The organism is Rossellomorea sp. GCM10028870, assembly GCF_042666755.1.
Classification (GTDB): Bacteria; Bacillota; Bacilli; order Bacillales; family Bacillaceae_B; genus Rossellomorea.
Window position 1 is genome coordinate 233658 of record NZ_JBHTGN010000002.1, and the last position, 24173, is coordinate 257830.

Consider the following 24173-nt stretch of genomic DNA (forward strand, 5'->3'; position numbering starts at 1 on the left):
CTGCACCTCTGCTAAAATAACATTCTAAAAGATGTTTCCGTCTTACTAAAGTAGAAGAAGATGCCCCTAAAAATAGGCATCTTCTTTACTAAAACTACCTTAATCCATACGCCTTGATGATTTCCTGAGTGATCTTATTTCCTTCATCATCCCAAGCACTTGCCTTCAATGAAACAGATGTTGCGTTTTTGGGGTTTTGAATGGTTACGCTGAACGTATCCCCCTCTTGGTTAAGTTTTACTTTCTTCCAGGTCTTCCCTTCATTGAACGATACCTCCAGGGTTGCACCTTCTACATTTCCGTAGCCTACAGCCTCTTTCACTTTACCTACAGTTAGCTCAAGACTTGTCGGACGATTGGATAAGGCATCCCCTTTGACATCTGTATCCACTTGGTAATCAAGGGTCAGGAACGGGAGGTCTTCCATCCAGTTCTCTGTTTTTTCCGTCCAGAAGGTCCATTCCGTATGTGTGCGGGTGGATGTATTCCAGCGGTTTTCATCACGTTTGGCATCTGTGATGAATCGGTATTGGGTACGTTCTTGTGGTAAGACGTCCCAAACATTCAACGCCTGTCCCTTTCCTTCTTTCAGTAACGTATCCCCTTTGTATAACTGAGAGGTCTGGTTTTGGAAAGATACATCCCATTCTGTCCCGCCTGTGTTCCCTGTTCCGGCATCAGCCCATGCAGGGACATTGATTTGGAGGGAATCACCCTGTCTTCTCGGCGGCCAGTAACCATCTCCGAGACTTGGACGGACTACAGGTGAGAACCAGTTCTCTGTCATTTTCTCCCCTCCATCATACGACTTCAGCGGTTGACGGACCTGCCACCCCTCATCCAGTACGTTGGCCTGATGATACCATCCTGTGTCTTCTGTTGCGGAAACATATTCTGTACGGGCACTAGGGAGTGAAACCTTTTGAAGGAAACCTACCGCTCCTCTTGTATGTGGACGGAGGTCAAAGCGGAATTCCCCTCCATCAGTTTCAAGATGTGAATTGTAGCGCGTATCTATTTTCGCTAAATCCTTGCCTTTTGGTGCATAAGTCAAGTCCTTCGGGATGGATCCTTCATGGACATCCATCAGGTCATACACGTATGGAGAATCAGTGTTCCCTTCCACCTTAAGCTTAATATTCCCTGAACGGACCGCCTTTACAAGCTTATCCCCTTCTTTTTTGCTGATAGCAGCAACAGCTAATGGATTGTCTGTGTATTCAGGAGTTCCTGCATAAACGCTGAATTCTTTATCTTCATTATTCACAACGATAACCAGCTTCGCTCCTGCAGCCGCGGCATTTGTTGCTTGCTGTGAAACGCTCACTTCTGCATTCCGGTCCACTACGACTGCCTTTCCTTTTGCCTTTAATCGATCAAAGTCAGCAGCGCTTCCTTTTCCGGCATACACCGTAGTCAGATTGTACTTTCCATCCAATAATGTACTTCCTGCCAACGGGATATCATCCAATTCTTTTCCGTTAAAATTGATCGTCAATAGTGGCTTGGTCAGGCGCCAGCGTGTCAGCTGCTCGAAGTATCCACTTTGCACTTCCTTGGTCGGTACGGCATATAGTTTATCGATCCACACCGGCATTAAGTATAAACTTGTCATTGGCATATCACCGATGGTTTGATGGTACTCCATACGTTGGTAATTCGCTTCTGTTTTCTTCGGTACCTCTACTTTGATTTCCTTCGCTTTTCGTGCATCCAACTCGACTGTTTTAGGTCCGTCAAGCTTCACTTCCGGATTTCCGACAAGGGCTACTCCTGCGTGATCCGTATCCATGTCGACATCCATGAGAGACATAGCGGAATAAGTGCCAGGTGGCAGTCGAAGCTCGAGGGTTCCATCTACGCCCACTACTTCAGGCTCCATTTTTTCACTGAACAGTACGACATAAGCTTGTCCTTTCGATCCGTCACGATCTGTTGCGTTCAAGGTGAGTGGATAACGCTCTTCTTCCTTGACCATCGCCATCGCTGTGCGTACGAGTTCTGTTCCGTCTTTTTTGGCTGTCAGGAACCCTTGGTATCGGGATCCAGTTTCACCAAGCGTTGAATCGAGTGTTACATTCACGTCCACCGTTCCTCCTGCAGGAACCGTAACGGTTTGATCAGAGACTGTGAGCATGCCGTTTGGTGCCTCTTCTCCCTCCGCATTTGTAAAGGCTGATTCAAGTTCAAGAGTGATTTCTTCCTCACTATCATTTGTATAGGTCACTACCTTTTCTACTGGAGCTGCTTGATCATGAGGCCATTTAAAGAATCCGAATGAGACCGAGCCTGTTGCTCTTACCTGTGTATCCAGGGCAGCTGCTATGTCCACCCGGCCTGTACCGACATGATAAGGCTGGTAACCATCAAGCTTCTTTGTCGTATTCATCAGAGCCTGTTTTAATGTAGTGCCGTCCCAATCAGGGTGCTTTTCAGCTAAAATGGCAGCTGCACCCGCCACATGAGGAGTCGCCATTGATGTACCATTTAAACTTTTATAATCTCCAGTTCCACTGGAATATTGAGAACGAGCCGCGACGATTCCCACACCAGGAGCTGAAAGATCCGGTTTGAGTCCCATGTCCCCATAGCGTGGACCTTTGGAAGAGAAATACGCCAGTTCATCCTCTTTATCCACTGCTCCAACCGTCAAGGCTGCATCAGCTGCACCAGGCGATCCGATTGTACCTTCCCCGCCTCTGTTGCCGGCAGCAATGACGAATAAGGTTCCATTTTCATTTGTCAATCGATTCACCGCTTCTGCCATTGGGTCTGTCCCATCACTTGGCATATCGCTTCCAAGACTCATATTGACGATTTTGGCATTTTCTGAGGCCCACTCCATTCCGTCGATGATCCAGGAATCCTGCCCGTATCCTTGATCACTCAATACCTTTCCAACTAGTAATCGGGCATCGGGAGCAACACCTTTATGTTTTCCATCGCCTGCGCCTGTTCCAAGAACGGTAGAGGCAACATGGGTTCCGTGACCATTGACGTCCTTCACTTCTTCACCAGGTACGAAGCTTACAGCATCATCAATCTGACCTGCTATATCCGGATGCTCCGAGTCGATTCCAGTATCAAGTACGGCAACCTTGACTCCCTCTCCTGTAAAGCCTTGTTCCCAAGCCGAATCGGCTTCGATTTGCGGTACACTTTGATCAAGGGCTGCTTCTACACGGCCATCCAGCCAGATTTTATCAACGCCGTATTCAAATAAGGGTGCTTTCTCCGTTTCTTTCTTTTCACTTTGAGCAGTGACGTCTTTCCAGAATGTTACTGCCTGCTTTTTCTCGGCAGAAAGAGCCGCTCCATTAATGCTTTCCAAGTCTCTCACTTTCTTCGATCCTTTTGGCGCCGGAGCTGCTGAGAAAGTCTTCGCCTTGGTTTCCTTGTATTCTACGATGACAGGTACAGACGCTTGATTCTTATCATCATACCCGTACTCAATCAATTTCGTAATATTAAATAAGTCTTCATCCATTTTACCTGCAGCCATATAAGGCATGGCAGAGTTCGGGAATACGAAAGTGTCGTCTTTGATGGTCATGACCCTGACACCTTCGCCATTCTTGTCAGCAGCCTCCACGTTGATGATTTGTTTGCCGTTTTCCAGAGTGGATACCTTGACCACATCACCTGTGATAAGGGTGACGGTGTGCTCCCCCTTGATGGCCGTATTCACATCGACTGTTGACTGTGTGGGATCAGCATCTTTGGAAGAGACACTTTGGGCATCCACTTGAAACATAGTGCCTGAAATCATCGTAGCGGCAATCGATCCAACGAGAAGTGGTTTCAAGTTAAGCTTTTTCATGAACATTCTCCTATTCTATTAAATGTTGATGGATTCTTAAAAGTTGACTCTTGTTGGGGAAAAAAATGAAGAAGGTATGTAGTCCTACTAAAATGATTTAAAGAATGAAAGACTACTAGAATGCAAATCAATCATCACCTCCAAATAAAGATCGTTTTTTGAAGTTCTGAGGATGTGATAGGTAAGGTATCTTGAAGTCGTGTAGACGCTATGTGGTTAATTGAATTGTAAGTCTAAGTCCGTCCCTTTCTCAATTGGGGTTATTTTTCGGGAGTAGGGAACTAGCCACAAAGAGAATGGTGGATTACATTCAACTTTTTTGTGAATATTGACACATTTTTTTGAGCATTAAATCTAAATAGAAAGTGGTGAAATCGAGTAAATTGAGAGGACGGAACAAAGAACACATTCTGTGAGAGAAATGAAAGGTCCTTCATTAGTACAAACGCATCAGCATCTCTCCATCCGTCTTAAGTCCCCTAAAAATATATAATAGAAGAGATCAAGGGAGGATAAATAGAATCAGCAATACATGAGGCTTTACTCGTTCATAAAGTCGAACATCTTAATATTAATCACTCGGGGCATGATGTCGCCGAGTGAAGTTCATCATCTTTTCATGCAGCTCTGTGAAAAAAAGGATAAATAGAAAAAGAGCAGGCGGAACCACAAAGGGTTCAACCTGCTCCTATTTTGCATTAATAGAGACTTTCCGAACGGGATATTAGATCCATCATTATGTCCCAACTCGTGTGAAATAGCTAGTTGAAAAATGAATGCGTAGAGGTCACTTGAATGATGAATGACTAGTTATCAGTTCACCTGTCCCCTTGTCCTATCTACGCTACCGATTCTATGTCTTTCCTGCCGGCAATGGTTTTTTTCTTTGTAAATCGTTCGACCAGCACGGCTACTGCGTTGTCTCCTGTTGCGTTCAGTAACGTAGCCGGAATATCGATTATAGTTGAGATCACCGCTAATAACGGAAGCACTTCCGGCGTCAGCCCGTAGGCGGCGATGATGAACATTTCACCAATCAGTCCTCCTCCAGGGATCCCCCCCATGACGATTGCGGTGATAATCGCGACCAATACCGCTATAAGGTACGTATCAAGCCCTTCAAAAGGAATGCCCAGAACGCCAAATGCAAAGACGATTTTCAAGATGGCCCCCATGGCCGAGCCGTCTTTATGAATCGACGCTCCAATAGGAATGACCGTTTCTCGAACGGCATTGGATACCCCCATCTTTTTCGTTGCATCCAGATTGGCAGGAATGGTTGCCACTGAGCTTTGTGTTCCGATTGCGGTTGCCGCAGGTAAAAGGTTATGCTTCCAAAAGCCTCTCACCCCTCTTTTCCCTCCTGCCACAAAGGCATAGAAGGAGAAAACCACTACAAAGTAAATCACCGCTATCACTAAATACAATAGGAAAGAACGCAAATAAGAAGATAGTAAGCTTGCCCCGAACGTTCCTACTAATGTAGCAAAATAGGCAGCCAGACCGATTGGGGCATAATACATGATATACGATACCAACTTCATGCTCACATCGGCCCCTGCCTGTAGGATTTTTTTCAATGGCTCTGCTTTTTCCCCCAGTCGATTCGTGGCAAATCCGAGTGCCACTGAAAACAAGATAAGGGGCAGCATATGCTCCCGTGTAAATAATTCAATGAAATTATCCACAGTAAAGGTTTGGACGATTTGGTCCCCCAATTGGATGTCTTCTGTTTCAACGGACTGGTCCAGACTGATGGTAATACCTTCCGTCGGGGAAAAAACCTTCACTCCCACAATCATCAACACAGACGAGATGATCGTGGTGATCAGGAATATCACCAGCATACTGCGCATGATTTTCTTAAATTGACCTTTCGATTCCAAATTGGCGATCGCCGATGAGATCGAAAAGAAAACCAGGGGTACCACGATCGTAAAGAGGAGATTCAGGAAGATATCTCCCAAGGGTTTTAACATTTCTGCTTTCTCTCCCATGGTCAGTCCGATAATGGATCCTATGATAATGGATGCGAGTAGTGTGATGGCTAATCCGTACGTTTTAAATATGTTTTTCATTCTATGTTCTCCTCTTCATTATGATTGTAAGGTGGATTATTCTTTACCGGTCATTCCGAACTAAATCAGCATACGATTCACGCTCGATCACGACCCGTGATTCCCCATCCTTTACAAACACAACAGCCGGTCTTGGAATCCGATTATAATTACTCGCCATGGAATACCCGTAGGCTCCTGTACTGAACACGGCCAGAATATCACCGTAATTCGTCGGTGGCAGCATCAGGTCCCAGATCAGCATGTCACCGGATTCGCAGCATTTCCCGGCAATACTCACAAGCTCCGTGCATTCCTCATGGGGACGATTGGCAAGCACCGCATGGTATTTCGCCTGATAGAGGGCCGGGCGAATATTGTCCGTCATCCCCCCGTCGATCGCGACGTACGTGCGCACATCGGGAATGATTTTCTTCGACCCCACTTTATACAAGGTCGTCCCAGCTTCAGCCACCATGCTTCGTCCCGGCTCCACCCATACTTCAGGGAGCGGATATTCATTCTTGGTGAAATAGGTCTTCACACTATCGGTAATGCCCTTCACATACGTTGGAATCGGCAGGGGCTGGTCTTCTTCCGTGTACCGGACACCGAATCCTCCGCCGATATTCAGCACCGGCATAGTCACATCAAATTCGATCCGGATCCGCTGCAGGAAATCTGCCAGTACTTGAATCGCCTGATCAAACCCTTCCCGTTCGAAAATCTGAGATCCAATATGTGAATGCAGACCGAGTAATGAGAAGTACGGCTTGTGGAGAGCTAACTGAATCGCCGTATTCGCCTGTCCGTTGGAAATGCTGAATCCGAATTTCGAATCCTCCTGTCCCGTCGTGATGTACTCATGGGTGTGGGCTTCTACACCTGGCGTGACCCTGATCAGGATCTGAACCTGCTGCTCACGCTCCTTGGCCAGATCATGCAGCAGTTCAAGCTCTAGGAAACTATCGACAACAAAGCAGCCGATTTTAGCCTCAAGTGCCATGAGTAACTCCTCTTCTGACTTGTTGTTCCCATGAAAATGAATACGCTCCGCTGGAAAACCTGCCTCAAGGGCCGTATACAATTCCCCGCCGGATACAACATCCAGTGATAACTCCTCCTGCTCTGCCAGGCGCACCATCTCTTTACATAGGAACGCTTTACTCGCATATGCCACCTGGAACTGCAATCCGCTTTCGTTGAAGGCATTACGGAAAAGTCGGGCATTTTCACGAATCATTCCTTCATCGTAAACCATTAAAGGCGTGCCATAGGTCTCCACCAACTCACCCGTGCTCATTCCTCCGATTTCAAGATCTCCACGAACATTCACATCAACTGTACTCATATCCTATACTCCTTTTGACTCTCTCTAAAAAAACACAAAAAAACCGTATGAAGCGATGCTCATACGGTTTATCATCAAAAGTTTTGGAAACATAATGAAGACTATGTATTAACATCTCTTCAATAGTTCTCCACAACTTTTTCATTGTGACAGTCCAACATTTCTTCAATGCTGGCCCAACAAAAAATAGAATTGGCTATTTTCTGCTTCGGCGATCTGCCTTTCCCTTCTTATCCCGGAATCCATTATTCTCAAAGAAGATACTCATCATACTCGCGCCTCTATTATCAGAGAGTGACGTATTATTTTGTTTGAATTACTATACCACTCTCTTAAAATAGTTGTCAATTGGTTTTTGAAAGAGAAATAGGCAAAACCCCCGGAAGTAGCCCAGGGATTTCGTGGATCATTTTATTTCAGATTGATTTCGAACGGTTTCATTTTGACCGGCTTATCATTTCTGCTCAATGTCTCGAATGGGACAATCAGTGAGTAGTCCTCAAGGTTGGAATCCTGAGGCAATGTAAACGTGGATTGATAACGGAGAGTATCCTTATCCACTGTTTTCGTTTTAGCACTTCTGATCATATGATTCAGCATCTCATTATAATCCAGTTCATCCTTCGCATTTCTTTTAATATCTTTTGATGGGATCACCTGAACGAATTGAGCAAAGCTCTTTAATATGTCATATTGGAATTGTTTTTCTTTGATATGATCAATGGTGAAATCGACTGTCACCTTCCCTTTTGCGTTTTGGATATCTTGTACCGTGACCTGATAACCAAAACGAGGGCTCTTCACCTGGAATGGAGGTGAATCCTTCAGTGAGTTGATGCCGTCTTCATCTACTCGCTCCATATCAGCCTGGACTTTCAGCGACTGTGCTTTATCACTGAGTTTACTCGTGAACAGCTCCCTGAAAGTCTTTTGATAATAACCGTCAATTTCTTTGATATTTAGTGTCTCTGCACTGGACTTTGATAACCGGTTCCCTAAGTCATCAAACACAATCAGATTTAACGTATCCTTCTCGGACTCCACCGAATAGGTATACTCCAGCGTAGTCGTAGCTTTTCCTTTAGTGACAGATGTTACTTGCAGCTCAAATTCCCCATTGGGCGATTCTGTCCTTACATCTGTTTTGATCTTTTCAGATGGAATCCTCTTGACCGGTACATCAAAGGTCCAGGTACCGTTCACATCTGCCATATGGGTGAACGTTAACGGAAGCGTGAAGTTTTCCGGCGGTTCTTTCCCATCCCGGTAAAATTCGATCGAGCCTATGAACTCATCCCCGTCTTTTTTAAGACCCGAACTTCCCGATCCCCATTGATTCTGATCCTTACCGTCGAAGAGATGATAGCTGTAGCCGCTCACCGGACGATTCCCTTCGTCCATATGTTCGATGGAAAGGTCATCACCCTTCGCCTTGAAGGTGACTCCGATGACGTTCCCGTCATAATATGTGCTTGTGATTGTCACATCGACGCCGTTGGAAGTGGCGGCCTGATTAACTTCCGTCACTTTATCGCTGAAATAGAGTTCTTTTCCGACATCCGAACCGACTTTTTCATAAATGGCACCCAGTACAGGCAGTTTGGCCAGTGCATTGTTCACAGGTGAGAACAGGAAGCCCGATACGAGTACCATGGAGGCAGCAGCGGTGGTAAATGCGGCACTTATCTTGACCGTTTTTTTCCGGACCTTTTGTTTTCTGCCTTCTTGGATTCCTGTTGAAATTGCCTCAAAAACCTTTTCTTTTGGTACCTCGATGCTGTTCATTTCTTCCTCAAACCATTTTTTGTCCATACTGATTCACTCCTTCCAGCAGCATTCTCAATTCCAGCTTCGCCCGGTGAAGATACGTCTTGACCGTCCCTTCAGGCGTACCCATCGTATCGGATATCATCTTGATCGACTGACCCTGGAAGTAGAATAAGATAATGACGGTTTGATAGTGCTGATTCAAAGACGCCATGGCCGTAATCAAGTCGATCCGCCCTTCTATATCCGTTTCTTCTGAGACGAGAGTGTTGTCTAGAAACTCATCCCCCGTCAGGACCAGTCGGTTTTGTTTCTTCAACATGCTGTATGCCGTATGTATCAGGATCTTGATCAGCCAGGTGCTGAAATACTCTGGGTTCTTCAAACGGGCTATCGAGGTGAATGCTTTACAAACCGTTTCCTGCACCACGTCGAGAGCATCCTCTTTATTTCTTACATATAGAAATGCCGTCCTGTACAGCTTCTCGCTTTCTGAGTGGATCAGCCTTTCAAATGCCTGTTCATTCCCTTTGATTGCTCTTTTTACGAGTTTCACATCCATTGATTAACCTCCTGTCATTCATTAGAGTCGGGTGAGGCGGGAAAAGTTTCAAGGAATTTTTTATGGGGTGTCATGCGATGTAGACTGAGGGTAGTTACCATTTATTTCAAAAAGACGCATAAACTATGAAAAACGACGCAATAAATTTGAAATCGACGCAATTACTTCGATCATGACGCAATTCACCTTGAAAATGACGCAATCATGGACGATTTCGACGCAATTAAGTAGGATGGGGTCATCCTCCACCAAGATTGAATGAAAATGATTCAAAAGCCAAAGAAAGGTTGAAAAATCCTTTTTTATCTTCCATCGTAATGCTTTTCACTAAAAAAAGCTTATCCGTCTCGATAAGCTTCAATCCGCCCGTCCCGTATAGATCATCACAAAGTGGAGGACCGCTTCTATTGATTCCATATTCATGTAACTATGGCCTTTATCCGCATGGAATTTGATCGAGTCATACTGACTGAGCTCGAATACTTCATCCTGCACCTTCACACGTACTTTTCCTTCCATAACGGTTACAAATTCAATCACCCCGGGCTGGTGGGCATCCGCACGGTACTCACTGTCCGGTTTCAGGAAGGCCCTGTGGGTTTCCAATGAGCTGTAGCCAGAGGAAGTAAACATCGGTTCCAGGGTCAAGGACTCATTGGCACTGATCACTTTGCTCCCTTCATTTTTCCGGGAAATCTGGACTTCTTGTTTTTCCACGAGAAGGGCCGAAATGGGGATCGCGAGTCCGTTCGCAATTTTCCATATGATCGTCAAAGATGGATTCGCCTCTCCCCTTTCGATCTTGCCCAAAGTCAAAGTACTGACATCGGTCATAGCTGCGAGTTCCTGGAGGTTTAGCCCACGCTCATGTCGTATATGTCTCAGTGTCATCCCGACGTGCCTAGCCAATTTTTCCGGGTCCTGCCAAGTCAAACCGTCATTACTCATAATCCTACCTCTTTCTATAGACAACGTATGTAAGTATATTATAATATATAAAAAATAAACTATAGTATATGTATTGGAAAGGAGTGTTCATCATCAAAGAGCTTGCTCTCGGTGTCATTTCATCTATGTTCTTTGCCGTCACCTTTATTCTGAACCGGTCCATGGAGCTCGCTGGTGGAAGCTGGATGTGGAGTTCATCCCTGCGATTCCTGTTCATGCTACCCTTCCTATTCCTTATTGTAGGTTTACGGAAGAATATAAATCAAGTCTGGATTGAAATGAAGAAGAAACCATTCGAATGGCTGACGTGGAGCTTTGTCGGGTTTGTCCTCTTTTATGGTCCTATCACCTATGCGGCTGCGTACGGACCGGGTTGGCTTGTAGCGGGCACGTGGCAGTTTACCATCGTCGCAGGCATCTTACTCGCTCCTTTATTTTATACTTCCGGGCCGGCCAGGCGCAGGCATACCATTCAAAAAAGAGCTTTGGCCATATCCTCCATCATTTTAGTTGGGGTTCTCTTCATTCAACAGGAAAATGCCAGTGGATTGTCCTTTTCTGAAATGGCCGTTGGGATCTTCCCTGTGATCATCGCAGCCTTTGCTTATCCTCTTGGAAACCGGAAAATGATGGAGGTGTGCGGTGGCAAGCTTGATACCTTCCAACGTGTGCTCGGGATGACGATCGCAAGCACTCCTTTCTGGCTGATCTTAGGATGCTATGCGTTCTTCGAGGTTGGGGCACCAAGCGAGCAGCAAGTGATACAATCCTTTATTGTCGCCATATGCTCAGGTGTGATTGCGACGTCCCTGTTCTTCATCGCCACGAATCAGGCAAGGCACACTCCCGGGAAACTTGCCGCAGTGGAAGCGACCCAATCGACACAGATCCTGTTTGTCATCATAGGAGAAGCGGCGATCCTGTCCGTTCCACTTCCATCAGGAATAGCCCTGATCGGCATCCTCCTGATCATCACGGGAATGATCATCCACACCATAAACGTGAAAAGAATGAATACCGGAATGGTCAAAGCCGTTAAATCCGTCAGCTAAAAAAAGGAGGGGCATCCTGGATGCTCCTCCTTCACTTTATTTAAATACCTTTCTTCTCATCCACTGGGTAGCAGCCCATTTATCCCCGATGACAACCGGTGCGCCGCCATGAAGCGTCAAGTCGTTCAGCTCCTGGTTATCATAGAAATATTCGAAGTAGACCGCCATCCCCTTTTGCGGAGAAACAGAGAAATTCAATTTAGGGAAGTACGTTTCCCCGCCTTCCTCTACGTCATTCAAGTACATCACGAGGGTGCTGATTCTCGGATTCTTCACCGGTCTTGATGAGGCCGAGAAGAAGTCAAAGTGAGCCTTGTATTCCTGACCCGGTTTATAGTTAAGGATTTGAAGACCTTCCCCGTGCTCCACGGGTATATTCATAATCTGAGAGACCCGTTTTTCGATACAAGACACGACGTCGTGTTCATTCTCCTCTAGGAACACTGAACTGCTCGTTCTAAGCTCGTCCACTGTGCGTGTGTTACCGATTTTCGAGCGCTCGACCCGATCCTTGGAAAGCTGAATGAGTTCATCACATTCTTCATGGCTCAACACATTTCCAAGAACGACGATCAACGGCTCTTCCATTTTCGCGATGATCTGAATCTCCCGGTCGTCCGTCTTGATCTTATTCCCCGTATGGTGGAAAATCGTTTGTTCCTTTACAGCTATTTCAGTATTATCCATTGCCAACTTTCATCAACCTCTTATCGTATTTTTAACATTCTGAATTTTTATATTGGTGGAAGCACCCTTTGATTCTTCCAATCTAGAAAAAAACGATAGCAACAATAGGCATAACTGTAGTCTTTATTTTGGCTGGCGGTTTCCTCCTGCGTGTGTATTTTTATATATTTTACACCCGTGATGAGGGGAATTCTATCTTTTTTTTGATGAAAAATTAGGGGTCTGATGGGAATGAAGGGGATTGTAGGATTGGCGCGGTTGCGGGGACGTCACAGAAAAGACACGGATGGGTTTTATGCGCCGGTTTCCTCTTATACATCAAATTTCGAAAGTATGCGTCTTTTTAAAATTTATGCGTCGATTCCTCTGCGTCTTCCTTCCAAAAAAATAGACTGCCGAATCAAGTTCGACAGCCGATCCCATTTTATTCCTTCAAACCTTCATACTGAACCAATACTTCCTTCACAATCTCGCTATCCGGATCCAGTCCGCTCACTTCTTTCAATACATGGGCAGGTCCGTGTTCCTTGATCATGCCCTGGATTTCAACCGCTTGTTCATCCTCAGGATTGTCAAACAATAGCGCTGCAGCAATCGCTTTGGCAAGGTAGGCATAAGAGAGCCCCGCTTTTTGAGCCTCTGTCGTCGGTCGGATCAAGCGGTCATCAGGACCCAGCTTGCGGATCGGCGCCCGTCCCACACGACTGACATCATCATTCAGGTAAGCATTTTTGAAGCGTACGATGTTCTTATCAATATAAGCAAGATGCTCGTTTTCATTAAGTCCGTATTGCTTCACAAGGTAGGCACCTGTTTCTTTCAGTGTCTCCTTGACCTGCTCGGCAATGGCTTCATCGGCCAATGTCTGATCGATCGTTGACTTGCCTTGCAGGTAACCAAGGTACGCAATGACCGCATGGCCTGTATTCACCGTGAACAGCTTACGCTCGATGAATGGAGCAAGGTCGTCTACAATCGTCATGCCTTCAACAGGCGGGATTGTTTCTTTTGTTTCAACCACCCATTCGTAATACGGTTCAACGAGTACATCTAGTGAGCTCTGATCTTGAATCGGTACAATGCGGTCGACGGCTGAATTGAAGAAGTAGACTTTTCCTTCAAGCATCGCAATCGTTTTCTCATCAAGATTTTCTATAATATGATTCTTTAATATATCAGTGGCACCGATCTGATTTTCACATGCAATCACGTATAACGGCTCATCTGATGAGGCGATGCGTTTTTCGATCCCTTTGGCGATCAGGGGAGCGATCCGTGGAAGGATATTCGGTCCGATCGCCGTCGTCAGATAGGTGGATTGTCCGATCGTCTCAATGACTTCCCCTTCTTGATGAAGGTTGTTCAGTCCGGATACATTCTCGATTGTTTCGGTTTCCTTCGTTTCCGTGGCGAGTTTCACTTCGTAGCGTCCTTCTTCATTCAGCTTGTTGATCACCTGCTCGGCGATGTCTACGAAGGTCACGTGGTAACCTGATTGTGTGAATAATGCTCCGATAAACCCTCTGCCTATGTTTCCTGCTCCAAAATGTACCGTTTGTTTCAACATCATCATTCCTTTATCAAATTAGTTTGTAAGTAGTCCAAAAAGATTTCTTCTAATTTCTTTAAAATGACCGCTTCGTTCGTGGACGAATAGATCATCATCGACCGGTGATCTTCGATTAAGCTTGTAGAGATCAGGCTGAGAATTTCCTGTTCCCTCCTGCTCAATTCTTCAGGGGCAAGCATGAGGAGAAGGCTTTTCATCTCCATTTCCCCACCGTCCATCCCTTTGATCTTACAAGGTTCATCCAGATGGGCCACCTGGAAGATCAGCTTCTTCACGTTGTGGTCACGGCAATGGAAGAGGCCCATATTCGTCTTCGGAATCCCGAGTCCGCCTTTTTTCTCCCTTTCGATCAGCTGATGCATGACCACATGCGTGTGTTGAAGAAGTTCGTCCTGTTCCGCTTGTTCCACCATTTCATTCAGGATCCTGAAGTGACTTCCCGTCGACTGCTTCCGGTACACCCGGAAATTGGTGAGGATGGCTTCCATGCTGGAGTGGACATCCTTGATTTCCTGAAGGAGCATCCTGACCTCGGTTTTCTCAACCGATCGCGGCGCTGGCTTCAAGTATTTCTTCCTCGTCAGCTTTTCAACATTATTCTGCAGATAGCTTTGGATGAATCCGATGTCCTTCTCGCTCAATAACGGGCTTACCAGAATATACTCCACTTCCGTAAAGGGGAGCCTGACCGTGGAAATGACAATATCGTAGTCATCAAGGTTTGCACTCTGAAAATCCTTGATCGACAGGATTTCCACCTTGTTGATCATCGTCAGTTCCCGCTGGATGCGGCTGGCGAGCATCTTGGACGTCCCGATCCCTGTCGGACAGACGACCACCGCTTGGATGTTCACCTTCTCTTCATTCATCAGCATGGCCGATCCGAAATGAAGGACGATGAAGGCGACCTCATCATCGGGAAAAGAAATATCCTTGAATTCCGTTTCAAGACTCTTTTTCACTGCTAAAAATAACACGGGATACTTCTTCTTGATTTCATCCGTCAATGGATTGAAAAGATCCAGCTGCTGCTGCAGGCGGAAGATGGACGGTCCCATATGGGCAAGCAGGCCCTGGAAAAGGGAAAAGTCATCGGACAGATCCACATGGAGGTCTTCCGATACATCCTTGATGACATTCTTGATGAGATGGCCAAGGAGGATACTGTCATAGTAAACAACGTCGGGATCCTGAACTTTGGATCCTTTTAAAATAACGGTCAAAAATTGGACATCCCGATTGGTCATGGGAATGGAAAGCTTATCTTTCAGTTCCCTGTAAATCATGTCCATCAGCTGATTTTCAGTAGAATCATGATCCTCCGCTTGCTCATATTTCTGTAATTCGAAGCCCTTTTCGGTTCGTTGTATCGTCAGGCAGGTATACACAACAAGACCGATATAATCACTGTCCGTCAAGGTGATTTGCCCCTCTGCCAAGTGTTGGTTCACCACCCGGTCGACAGCGAGTAAATAGTCCGGTTTGAAATACCCCAGCACCGGCTCATCTAGGTGATTCCCCTTTTGCATCCCATACAGGGTCTCGATGATGTCTTCATAAAAATAGACGAGGAAGAAGCTTGCCAGTGCATGACGTTTGTCGGCTTCATCTGCGGTAAGCTCCACCCCCACCCCTCGTTTCCTTGTCAGGGTGATGCCGTATTTTTGCAGCCAATCTGCGATTTCATCGAGATAAGAAGTGAGAGTCGTGACGCTGATCCCCAACTGCTGTGCAAGGACCTGTTTTTTGAAGGAAGATCCTTCATGGAGAAGGATGATCAATAAACCCAGTTTTCGCTCTTCAGGTGTTTCATCGGTCGGATTCACTTCCGCAAGATTCTGGATCAAGCGATAGATGTGTTCATTCTTCCCGTCGATGAACAGTCCTTCATTGCCCGTCCGCTTCAGTTCTAAATGATACTGTTTTAAAATGCTTTCGATGGATTTCAGGTTGCGCTGAACGGTTCTCCCGCTCACATTCAAGAATGCAGAAAGAGAGTACACGGTATGTTTTCCCGATGTTTTTACGATCAATTCAATGATGGATTTTTCCCTTGATGTAATAAACATTCTTTCCACTCTTTTCCCTGAATTAGCTTTTATCAATACAAATGAGAACAGAAAGGCAGGGATCCTACCTTTCTGAATGATTGTTCTAGTTGCTATTAATGATGTCCTTCAGTTCTTTGGCTGACTTGGCCAGAACCATTCTGTCGACGTTTTCCTGCTCGGAGCAGACAACGGCGATCCCTGAAAGGATTTCCAGATGTGTGCCGTCCTTGCCGGCGATACCGAAGATCATCTTCGCCTTCTCACCGTTGAAGTCCACGCCGTCCGGAACTTGAACGACCGTGAATCCGGACTTGATGACGGCTTTCTTCGCGTCTTCCGTACCGTGTGGAATGGCTACATTATTACCCATATAAGTAGATGTGATTCCTTCTCTGTCAATCATAGCATCTACATAGCTGTCTTCCACGTATCCTGCTTTGACCAGAGCTTCTCCTGCGAACCGGATCGCCTCTTCTTTTGTGGCAAAAGACTGATTCATGAAGATGTTCTCTTCAAGCAGTAGATCATCATCATGATCAGCATTCGGTTCAGCGTTCACCGTTTCTTCCTCTGCATCCTCCACAACCTCTGCCTGCTCACCCGTGATTCCGTCCTGAAGACTCGCAATCAGCTTGTCGTACTCCGGACTGGATAGGAAATTATCCACGGAAATGTGATAAGCATTCGGAAGCTTATTTTTCGCCCGCGGCGTCAGTTCTTCCTGTGTGATGACCACTTGAGCGTCAGATGGAAGGTTACTGATGGATGTATTCGTTACGCTGACGTCGAGTTTTGCCGCCTTCACTTTCTTACGGAGGAGTGAAGCCCCCATAGCACTAGAGCCCATCCCTGCATCACAGGCAAAGACGATTTTGTTTACTTCTTCAGGCATTGTTCCTTGGCTTACTTGTCCGGCTACAGAACTTTTCTTGCCCTTCATTTCCTGCATTTTCTTCGTTGCGCCTTCGATGTCTTCATCTGTCGTTTTGCTTGATTTCAACACGATGGCAGACACGATGAAGGAAACGGCTGCTGCCACAAAGACGGCTGCAAAGTTTGCCAGATACGCCATTCCTTCTGGAGGGGTAACCGCGGTAATCGCAAGGATACTACCTGGTGATGCCGGTGATACCAATCCTCCACCTAATAAAACAAGGGTGAACACTCCACTCATTCCACCAAGGATGACGGAAACAAACAGCATCGGCTTCATTAATACGTACGGGAAGTAAATTTCATGAATCCCACCGAAAAAGTGAATGATTCCTGCTCCAGATGCAGATTGCTTTGCTGTTCCTTTTCCAAAGAACATGAACGCCAGTAGAATTCCAAGACCTGGTCCCGGGTTGGCTTCTAATAGGAAAAGAATCGATTTTCCACCCTGTTGAACTTGCTCCAATCCGATCGGTGATAGTACACCGTGGTTGATGGCATTATTTAAGAATAAAATCTTTGCAGGTTCGATCAGGATACTTGTTAAAGGAAGCAGTCCAGCTGCCACAAGCCAGTCTACACCTGAGACTAGTAGATTCGTAAATGCGTCCACGGCAGGTCCTACACCAAGGAATGCCAGGATCGCAAGGATTCCTCCAAGAATACCTGCTGAGAAGTTATTGACGAGCATTTCAAATCCTGCTCTGATTTTCCCTTCGATTGCCCCGTCGAACTTTTTGATCACGTAAGCCGCAAGAGGACCCATGACCATGGCACCTAAGAACATCGGTGTATCCGGTGCACCGACAATGACACCCATTGTCGCAATCGCACCCACGACCCCACCGCGCTGGTCGTGTACGAGCTTACCTCCTGTATACCCGATTAAGAGCGGTAACAGGTACGTAACCATCGGCCCTACCAGTTTGGCAAGGCTTTCATTTGGAAAGAACCCAGTTGGTATGAACAACGCTGTAATTAAACCCCAAGCGATAAAAGCGCCAATATTAGGCAGAACCATTGAACTGAGGAAGTTACCAAACTTTTGTACCGCGACTTTCATATTCGATTGAGCCACTTCTCTCATCCTTTCATGTTTGAATAATCATTTTTCTTATATTCATCATAGGCTCCGGATGGTGACGGTTTCAAGAAAGATGAAAACTAACTTTGTCACCCTTGTCACGACAAACCTATTGTTTCTCTGGCCGCGGAAGTTATTCTCACTTAAGAGGGACGGACCTCCTGCTCTAAAAGCAGGAGGTCCGTCCCTCATTTTATCTTCTATCTTCTTAATCCAACTTCACCTTCACCTGGTCATCCACATATTTCGTTGTGCTGTAGCCCCCTATTTCAAGCTTGGTCAAGTTTACATCTTCCCTGGACGAATCGTTATAAAATTCAATGGTTTGTTCCTTCTCGAAGTAGCGGGGTTGATCCAATTTATCATACTCATATACATCGATTTCATGGATCTTGCCGTTTTTGTCCATCAATACCCCATCGCCATCACTAACTCCAATTGAAGTATTTTCATTCATCAAATAATCGCTGGAGAACCCATAGTGCACTCTTTCATAGGCACGATCCTTCGATACATCATGCGTAAGAATCACCTTCGCCGGATTTCCTGCCTGAATTTCATCAATGGTAATGGTATTCCCTTGATACTCGAATGCCTCGGGCAGGTCCTTGAGATTATCAAGTGGGATGGTTTTCCGATCGTCTACAGATAAATGAATGGAATCAAACAGTATGTCAACTTCTTTTGGATTTTCAAAATATAAGGTGTCAAAGCTTGATGTAAAGGCACTCCATCCCTCCTGGTCAAAGGATTCAACGTACATATTCCCTCCAAAGAGGTCTGCCTTCACTCTCTCCTTATCCGATTCAATGGAATCAAAGGTAATGACATCAATCCTTCTGTCCCCGCCTTGATTCTGAAAGCTGTACTGGAGGAGCGTCGTAGTCGGCGCGATCGTAAGCTTATCCAGGCGGACTGGAATTCCGTCAATGTCGATTTCCTTATCCAGCTTATGCACCCGGGATGACTGCTTTGTAAACGGAATGTCAAAGCTCCAGTCCCCTTCCGCAAATGTCATCTCCCTACTGAAATACTCACCTTTTCGAGTGTCCGGATCTACTTGCATCAGTCTTGCCACATTCAATTTAATGGTTCCGCTGTCCATCGAAACCGGCAGGAGACTCATGGTACCTTTATACACATTTTTCTCTTCATTTTGTATTTCATCCTGATCGACAGGAGGAGAATAGAACATGTTTTGCACATCACGCCTCATGACGTCGTATTCATTCTCGATATGGACTCCTTCATGAGCATTCATCATATAGCGATTGTCTTCCTCGGTATCCTCTATTTCATAAAAGACAAGGGTCTGTACATCATCGGCGACGACACTCTTGATGGTGATCTTCACCCCATTGCTTTCCGACTCGAGATTCAACCTTTCCCCCAGATCATGCTGGAGAATGGCACGCAATTGTTCATCCTCTTCCGTCCATGCATAGTAGAGGCTGGAGAATCCACCTGTCACGAATCCAATCGAAACGATCATTGCGAAAATACCTGCGAAGGCAAGCCAAATCGACTTCCGTTTCTTTATCTTCCGCTGCCTGCGCGCTTCTCTTTCTTCCACCTTATTCTTGACCTTCTCCATGAATCCAACAGGGATCTCCATGGCATCTGTCATTCCTGTCAGAGTCAGTGCCACTTCCTGAAAGGTGGCCAAATCCTCCTGACAGCCCTGACAATGGTAAATATGCATCTCAAACTCTACTTTTCCAGGCCGATCCATCGTTCTACCTAAGTAATCAAGATAATGCTTATGGTATTCCGGGCAGCCCTCGAAAGAACCGTGGCCCAATTCTTTCCGAAGCTTTCGTATAGCTGAAAATAAAACAGATTTTACCTTCTCTTCTGAAATATCAAGAATACGCCCAACTTCCTCATAAGAGCATTCCTTGAAATAGAATAAAGCAATCGCTTCCCTTTCATCCCACTCCAATTGATGTATGGCCTGAAAGAGCGCATCATCATGATTCTGTCCTTCTGAAACCCGGAAACTCTTATCTTTAGAAAGATCCCGACCATTATGTATAAAATGAGAAACAGCCCACGAGTCAAATGAAGGTTCTTTTTTCAAACGGTGTAATTCATTATGTATCATGTTGATTGAACGATAAAATATCTCTTCCAGGTCCTCTTGCTTATTTACATATATCCGTCCAAGGGCATAGAATGACTGGTTACGCTGTACAAACCAATCCATGACCGACTCCAAGTCCTTTTCCCTCATCCTGCTGATCAAAAAGGGAGCTGTTTGCGTTGTGACCATATATGTATTCCCCTCCTAAAAAAAACGAAATATTCCAAAATAAAACATGTAATTCCATTTTACCATATAAAGGGTGTGTGTTTGGGTTAAAAAAAACGGAAGACGAATTCCCAGACAAAATTCTGGCAAACACGATCAAATACAATTGACTAACTTATTCCATTTCAATATATTTTTTTTACTGAAGAGTCATTTATTAGTCTATGAAAGAGTCTGGAGGATGTAGATGAAAACAAAGGACAAGTTGATGGATTTTTTTCACTTGCAGTCGGATGAGATCATCGGTGAATGGTTACAGTTGCGGGAAGTCGATCAATTTTCCATCTTTAATGTGAACGCACCGAAAGAAATTGAAGAAAAACTTAGGCAGGAGTCAGGAAGCTTTATACTCTATATAACCGAGGCGTTGGTCGATGAAGAACAGAAACTTTCGAACGAGCTTTTAAAGTGGTCGAATCTCATTGCCAAAGAGCGTGTGAATGACGGGACAAGTATCGATAAGGTGCTTGAACAATTTCACCGTTTCAGGAAAGTTTATTTTCAATTTATGAAAGCTTGGCTGATGGAAAATGAAGATCTTCTGCTGGAAGCCCGCTATGCCATGATTGAAAACTACCATTCCATCTTTGATGAAGTGATAAAAACCTTTGTTATATCCTACAAGACTCATTATGAAAGCAGACTCAAGGATCAAATGGGACTCATTAATGAATTGAGCTCACTCATTATTCCATTATCCAATACGATCGCGATACTCCCACTGGTCGGGGATATTGATACAACGAGGGCAAAGTATATCATGGAGCATGCCCTAGAGAAGTGTGTGGAAAAGGAAATCCAGCATTTGGTGGTGGACCTTTCAGCCGTGCCTGTCATCGACACCATGGTCGCCCAGAAAATCTTTGAACTTATGAACACCCTGACTTTGGTGGGGGTCGATCCTGTCATCACGGGAATCAGGCCAGCCATCGCACAAACTGCCGTTCAACTCGGCATCCCCCTTGGATCTTTGCATATTCACTCTACGTTACTCCATGCTTTGAAGAGCCTGGGATACAGCATCAACCCAAGAACATAATATATAGAAAAGGTCTGGATCCCAATGGTCCAGACCTTATGCATATCTATGAACGGTCGATTTCACCAAGCTGCTCATGCATGTCCAGCTCGATCATCTTTTTGGCCTTAGAGAAAGTAAACACTTCGTTAGAGACCCAATGATTATATAACTTAGAAAGGGCATTCCTGTGGTAGACCGTGCCTTTGACCTCTGAGAAGAAATAGATGATCAAGAGGTTGACCACGTCTTTAGGAAGGGCCTTTTTACGCTCGATAGACTTTAACGACAGGGTATCCAATCCTCTTAATCGGTCTCCGATCACCGATTCTGCCATATGAAACGGATCTGATGTCCGGCATAATTCCACTAATTCTGGATTAATATCTTCGAATTTCAAAGTGAATTCCCCTTTTACATAGAAAGTGAACGAAAAACGCGACACTTCAACCTTTTTTAGATTAAGATCAACTACTATGTAGTATAACAGAAAAATGGGACATTCATGACTTCCTGTATGCTTAATTTTTTATTAACCAGAATTCCATCTTTCTCTCTTTAGCAGAAGGATAGACAAGACGTTTCACCTGTTCCTCCACCAGGAAGCATTCCGTAATCCACCCAGGAACCGAACCATGCTCTTTCTTCCAAAGATGGGTTCGTTCCAGAGCATCCTCTACCCTCATTTTCACCCATGTGTTGTCATCCTCCGTCACTCTCTTCAACCATGATTCACCTGAGAGGCTAAAGTACGGAACCCCCCCCAAGATGGCTCTTATTTCTAGCCCATATCAAGCTTTCCCTGGGGAGGAAGCCTATATGACGATTTTCAGAAGCCACCTGTGTGAACTCTTCTAAATAACAGAAACATCCTGACCATTGCCGATCAGTACTTCGCGGTCGGATCATTTCCGACATATAAATCGATTGACCTTTATGAAACAGATTGTCGATCTCCCGATTGATAAAAATGGGCTCTCTCCGATTATAATTAGAGTCGGACTGAGGCGTACCACAGGTAAATCCATTTTGGGAAAATCGAATCATTTTGACAAATTGCATATTGCTGCCCCTCCTTTTAGGTGAATTCCCCAAGGGCATTTTTTCCAAATTCACTCTATAATGGTGGTAATTACCTTAATAGAATGGTTTTAAACAAGTTGTTTTATAGAATAAAAAGAAACGAGCGATTACAGCGTAACCGCTCATTAAATCGCTTCTACCGTTGCTCATTCAATGCTCGCTCAAGAGTCGAAGTGACAGAAATATTTTCAAATGATATACCAAGTTGAATAGCGGTTTGGGCAATTTCCGGGCGAATGCCGGAGATTGAACTTTTCACACCAATCAAGTTCAAACTCTCCATTATCTGGAATAATTGATGAGCAACCATCGTGTCCACCATGATGACACCTGATAAATCAATAAACAAGTGCTCAACATTTTTATCGACGCATTCGGCCAGTGTATTCTCGAGGATATACTTCGCCCTTCCTGTATCGATATCACCGACAAGAGGCAGCACCCCTGTCTTTTTATCGATTAAGATGACAGGTGAACTCAATTCTTTGATCATTTCCTGCTGTGCCTTCAAACGCCTTTGGGCATACTCGTAATTTTCTTCTGCAAACTTGGAAATGACAAGACCAAAGGTTTTAATGATCAACTCTCTGAATGAATCGATTCTCTCCGCTGGATAATCAGTGCCATACAGGCGTTCAAATTCCTTCAAAATCTCCAAATATTGATCCTGGGTTCTGAAGAATTCCCTCAGTATATAGTGAGTTGGGGTTTGTAAGTGCTCTTCATCTTTTGCAATTTCTTCGATCCATTCAGCGAAATTACATAGTGCGTCCTGCCCTATATCTTTAAAAAGGAGACAAAAACGTTCGTGAAATTCGTGATTTTGGCGCTTCAACGTTAGGATGACCTGTGGATCAGTTGAAGAATAAACGCCTGAGACATTACTTTTATCAAGTGATTCATACCAATTCTCCGTCAGTTTCCACGTACGTTCTTTCATAAATTCATAAAATTTTTCCTCTACCTGCATATTCGACCTACTTTCTATAAGACAAGATATTGTGATCAGTTCATAAGCCATGATCCTGACGGGCAGGAATGTATAAGACTATCTTAGTTGCCTATACCCTAAATGACTTATTCATATGCCTATAAGAGTAATGTACTATTTCCTTGAACGAAAGGGAAGAAAAAGTTGAACAAATGGTGTACAAGGACCATTTTATTTTCTATTTTTTTCCAAAATTATGATTGATTTGACCTTGAAAGGTTGCATATTTTCATAAAAAAGTACACTATCCCTTTGGGAAAATAAGGGATGTGCCCTGATGAAAAAGCTGGTCGGAAATCGCATTGTCAGAAAAAGATTAGTAGGGGATAAATAAAAACAGAAAAGAATGTGTGCAATAAGAAAGACTTCCCCATCTTTCCTCTTTATTAATTAGTAAATTACTTTACCATTTCCTCAATATCTACGAACTCTTAGAACCATTTCGGACTACATGTTGAAAGAACCAATGCAGCGTAAGGAATGCCACTAAATAAACGGGGAGCGAGTACCATATTTTCCACTCTAGATGTTTCATATAACCGTTAAAACTCAGCAACAGTTCTATAAAGAACGAGAGTACTGTCCAAATGAGCACATAAAACAATGGCTTATCCGGTTTGATAATATTCAAGTATAAAAGCGCAATAAACGAGGGAGCAAAGGCCACCAGTGCAAAATCGGAAACTTCCACACCTTTGGTTGGTCCAAAATCTACATAATCCAACATAAGCCCTACCAGAACATGTGCCAACGCACCAAAATAACCAACGAACGGAAACATGATGAGATTTTCCCTAAGTGTTAACCTCTTTGGCACGAACATCAGTGCAATGACTAAAAAAAGAATAAGTCCCCATACTAATATCAAGCTGAAACAACCCCTTTGTC

17 protein-coding genes and 1 riboswitch are annotated in these 24173 nt (G+C 44.7%); of the genes, 2 read left to right on the forward strand and 15 right to left on the reverse strand.

From position 1 onward, the window contains the following. Positions 1 to 94 precede the first annotated feature (94 nt). From ACFQWC_RS11985 to ACFQWC_RS12010, 6 genes are all read right to left on the reverse strand, one after another. Positions 95 to 3820, reverse strand: coding sequence for a S8 family peptidase (locus ACFQWC_RS11985; protein WP_377107496.1), 3726 nt, complete (start codon positions 3818 to 3820; stop codon positions 95 to 97). A gap of 839 nt (positions 3821 to 4659) precedes the next feature. Next, positions 4660 to 5898: a dicarboxylate/amino acid:cation symporter gene (locus ACFQWC_RS11990; protein ID WP_377107498.1), complete on the reverse strand. Its 1239-nt coding sequence runs from the start codon at positions 5896 to 5898 to the stop codon at positions 4660 to 4662. 43 nt (positions 5899 to 5941) lie between these two features. Next, positions 5942 to 7228, reverse strand: a complete 1287-nt coding sequence (gene lysA, locus ACFQWC_RS11995; protein ID WP_377107500.1) for a diaminopimelate decarboxylase — start codon at positions 7226 to 7228, stop codon at positions 5942 to 5944. Positions 7229 to 7343: 115 nt separating this feature from the next. Then, positions 7344 to 7520, reverse strand: a riboswitch (Lysine riboswitch). Positions 7521 to 7639: 119 nt separating this feature from the next. Next, entirely contained in the window at positions 7640 to 9040 is a 1401-nt protein-coding gene (locus ACFQWC_RS12000; RefSeq protein ID WP_377107502.1) for a DUF4179 domain-containing protein, read from the reverse strand. Beyond that, complete coding sequence (locus ACFQWC_RS12005) at positions 9021 to 9557, reverse strand: sigma-70 family RNA polymerase sigma factor (protein ID WP_299745963.1); 537 nt, start codon at positions 9555 to 9557, stop codon at positions 9021 to 9023. Before ACFQWC_RS12005 ends, ACFQWC_RS12000 begins: the two co-directional genes overlap by 20 nt. 357 nt (positions 9558 to 9914) lie before the next feature. After that, on the reverse strand, positions 9915 to 10505 hold the full coding sequence (locus tag ACFQWC_RS12010) for a helix-turn-helix domain-containing protein (protein WP_299745960.1): 591 nt from the start codon (positions 10503 to 10505) through the stop codon (positions 9915 to 9917). A 92-nt stretch (positions 10506 to 10597) separates the two neighbouring features. On the opposite strand from ACFQWC_RS12010, the gene ACFQWC_RS12015 reads away from it, so the two are divergent. Further along, positions 10598 to 11557 carry a DMT family transporter gene (locus ACFQWC_RS12015; RefSeq protein ID WP_377107999.1) on the forward strand — a complete coding sequence of 320 codons (960 nt, stop codon included), beginning with the start codon at positions 10598 to 10600 and terminating at the stop codon, positions 11555 to 11557. Between the two features lie 36 nt (positions 11558 to 11593). Here the strand turns inward: ACFQWC_RS12015 and ACFQWC_RS12020 are convergent, their stop codons facing one another. From ACFQWC_RS12020 to ACFQWC_RS12040, 5 genes are all read right to left on the reverse strand, one after another. Continuing rightward, positions 11594 to 12244 (reverse strand): 2OG-Fe(II) oxygenase, encoded by a 651-nt coding sequence (locus ACFQWC_RS12020; protein WP_377108001.1) that lies wholly within the window; start codon positions 12242 to 12244, stop codon positions 11594 to 11596. Positions 12245 to 12668: 424 nt separating this feature from the next. Next, positions 12669 to 13808, reverse strand: a complete 1140-nt coding sequence (locus ACFQWC_RS12025; protein ID WP_299745955.1) for a mannitol-1-phosphate 5-dehydrogenase — start codon at positions 13806 to 13808, stop codon at positions 12669 to 12671. Between the two features lie 5 nt (positions 13809 to 13813). Continuing rightward, positions 13814 to 15883: a BglG family transcription antiterminator gene (locus tag ACFQWC_RS12030; RefSeq protein WP_377107505.1), complete on the reverse strand. Its 2070-nt coding sequence runs from the start codon at positions 15881 to 15883 to the stop codon at positions 13814 to 13816. An 85-nt stretch (positions 15884 to 15968) separates the two neighbouring features. Then, the gene (locus ACFQWC_RS12035) at positions 15969 to 17876 is read right to left on the reverse strand and encodes a PTS mannitol transporter subunit IICBA (protein WP_299745950.1); all 1908 of its coding nucleotides are present in this window, start codon (positions 17874 to 17876) and stop codon (positions 15969 to 15971) included. Positions 17877 to 18090: 214 nt separating this feature from the next. Beyond that, the gene (locus ACFQWC_RS12040) at positions 18091 to 20154 is read right to left on the reverse strand and encodes a sigma-70 family RNA polymerase sigma factor (protein WP_341357633.1); all 2064 of its coding nucleotides are present in this window, start codon (positions 20152 to 20154) and stop codon (positions 18091 to 18093) included. A 226-nt stretch (positions 20155 to 20380) separates the two neighbouring features. On the opposite strand from ACFQWC_RS12040, the gene ACFQWC_RS12045 reads away from it, so the two are divergent. Then, on the forward strand, positions 20381 to 21232 hold the full coding sequence (locus ACFQWC_RS12045; protein ID WP_299745944.1) for an STAS domain-containing protein: 852 nt from the start codon (positions 20381 to 20383) through the stop codon (positions 21230 to 21232). A 46-nt stretch (positions 21233 to 21278) separates the two neighbouring features. Here the strand turns inward: ACFQWC_RS12045 and ACFQWC_RS12050 are convergent, their stop codons facing one another. The 4 genes from ACFQWC_RS12050 to ACFQWC_RS12065 all read right to left on the reverse strand — a co-directional run bounded on the left by ACFQWC_RS12050 (position 21279) and on the right by ACFQWC_RS12065 (position 24153). Next, a complete protein-coding gene (locus tag ACFQWC_RS12050; RefSeq protein WP_299745941.1) occupies positions 21279 to 21611 on the reverse strand; it encodes a hypothetical protein in 333 nt (110 codons plus the stop codon). 121 nt (positions 21612 to 21732) lie between these two features. After that, the gene (locus ACFQWC_RS12055) at positions 21733 to 21936 is read right to left on the reverse strand and encodes a hypothetical protein (RefSeq protein WP_299745938.1); all 204 of its coding nucleotides are present in this window, start codon (positions 21934 to 21936) and stop codon (positions 21733 to 21735) included. Between the two features lie 494 nt (positions 21937 to 22430). Continuing rightward, positions 22431 to 23264, reverse strand: coding sequence for an STAS domain-containing protein (locus ACFQWC_RS12060; RefSeq protein ID WP_377107509.1), 834 nt, complete (start codon positions 23262 to 23264; stop codon positions 22431 to 22433). A gap of 442 nt (positions 23265 to 23706) precedes the next feature. Beyond that, positions 23707 to 24153 (reverse strand): hypothetical protein, encoded by a 447-nt coding sequence (locus tag ACFQWC_RS12065; RefSeq protein ID WP_377107511.1) that lies wholly within the window; start codon positions 24151 to 24153, stop codon positions 23707 to 23709. Positions 24154 to 24173: the final 20 nt, after the last annotated feature.

Bases quoted from the DNA above. Each gene is read 5' to 3' on its own strand.
- ACFQWC_RS12020 (WP_377108001.1), bottom strand. From the start codon at position 12,244: ATGGATAATACTGAAATAGCTGTAAAGGAACAAACGATTTTCCACCAT.
- ACFQWC_RS12005 (WP_299745963.1), bottom strand. From the start codon at position 9,557: ATGGATGTGAAACTCGTAAAAAGAGCAATCAAAGGGAATGAACAGGCA.
- lysA (WP_377107500.1), bottom strand. From the start codon at position 7,228: ATGAGTACAGTTGATGTGAATGTTCGTGGAGATCTTGAAATCGGAGGA.
- ACFQWC_RS12060 (WP_377107509.1), bottom strand. From the start codon at position 23,264: ATGCAGGTAGAGGAAAAATTTTATGAATTTATGAAAGAACGTACGTGG.
- ACFQWC_RS12040 (WP_341357633.1), bottom strand. From the start codon at position 20,154: ATGGTCACAACGCAAACAGCTCCCTTTTTGATCAGCAGGATGAGGGAA.
- ACFQWC_RS12045 (WP_299745944.1), top strand. From the start codon at position 20,381: ATGAAAACAAAGGACAAGTTGATGGATTTTTTTCACTTGCAGTCGGAT.
- ACFQWC_RS12010 (WP_299745960.1), bottom strand. From the start codon at position 10,505: ATGAGTAATGACGGTTTGACTTGGCAGGACCCGGAAAAATTGGCTAGG.
- ACFQWC_RS12000 (WP_377107502.1), bottom strand. From the start codon at position 9,040: ATGGACAAAAAATGGTTTGAGGAAGAAATGAACAGCATCGAGGTACCA.
- ACFQWC_RS11985 (WP_377107496.1), bottom strand. From the start codon at position 3,820: ATGAAAAAGCTTAACTTGAAACCACTTCTCGTTGGATCGATTGCCGCT.
- ACFQWC_RS12030 (WP_377107505.1), bottom strand. From the start codon at position 15,883: ATGTTTATTACATCAAGGGAAAAATCCATCATTGAATTGATCGTAAAA.
- ACFQWC_RS11990 (WP_377107498.1), bottom strand. From the start codon at position 5,898: ATGAAAAACATATTTAAAACGTACGGATTAGCCATCACACTACTCGCA.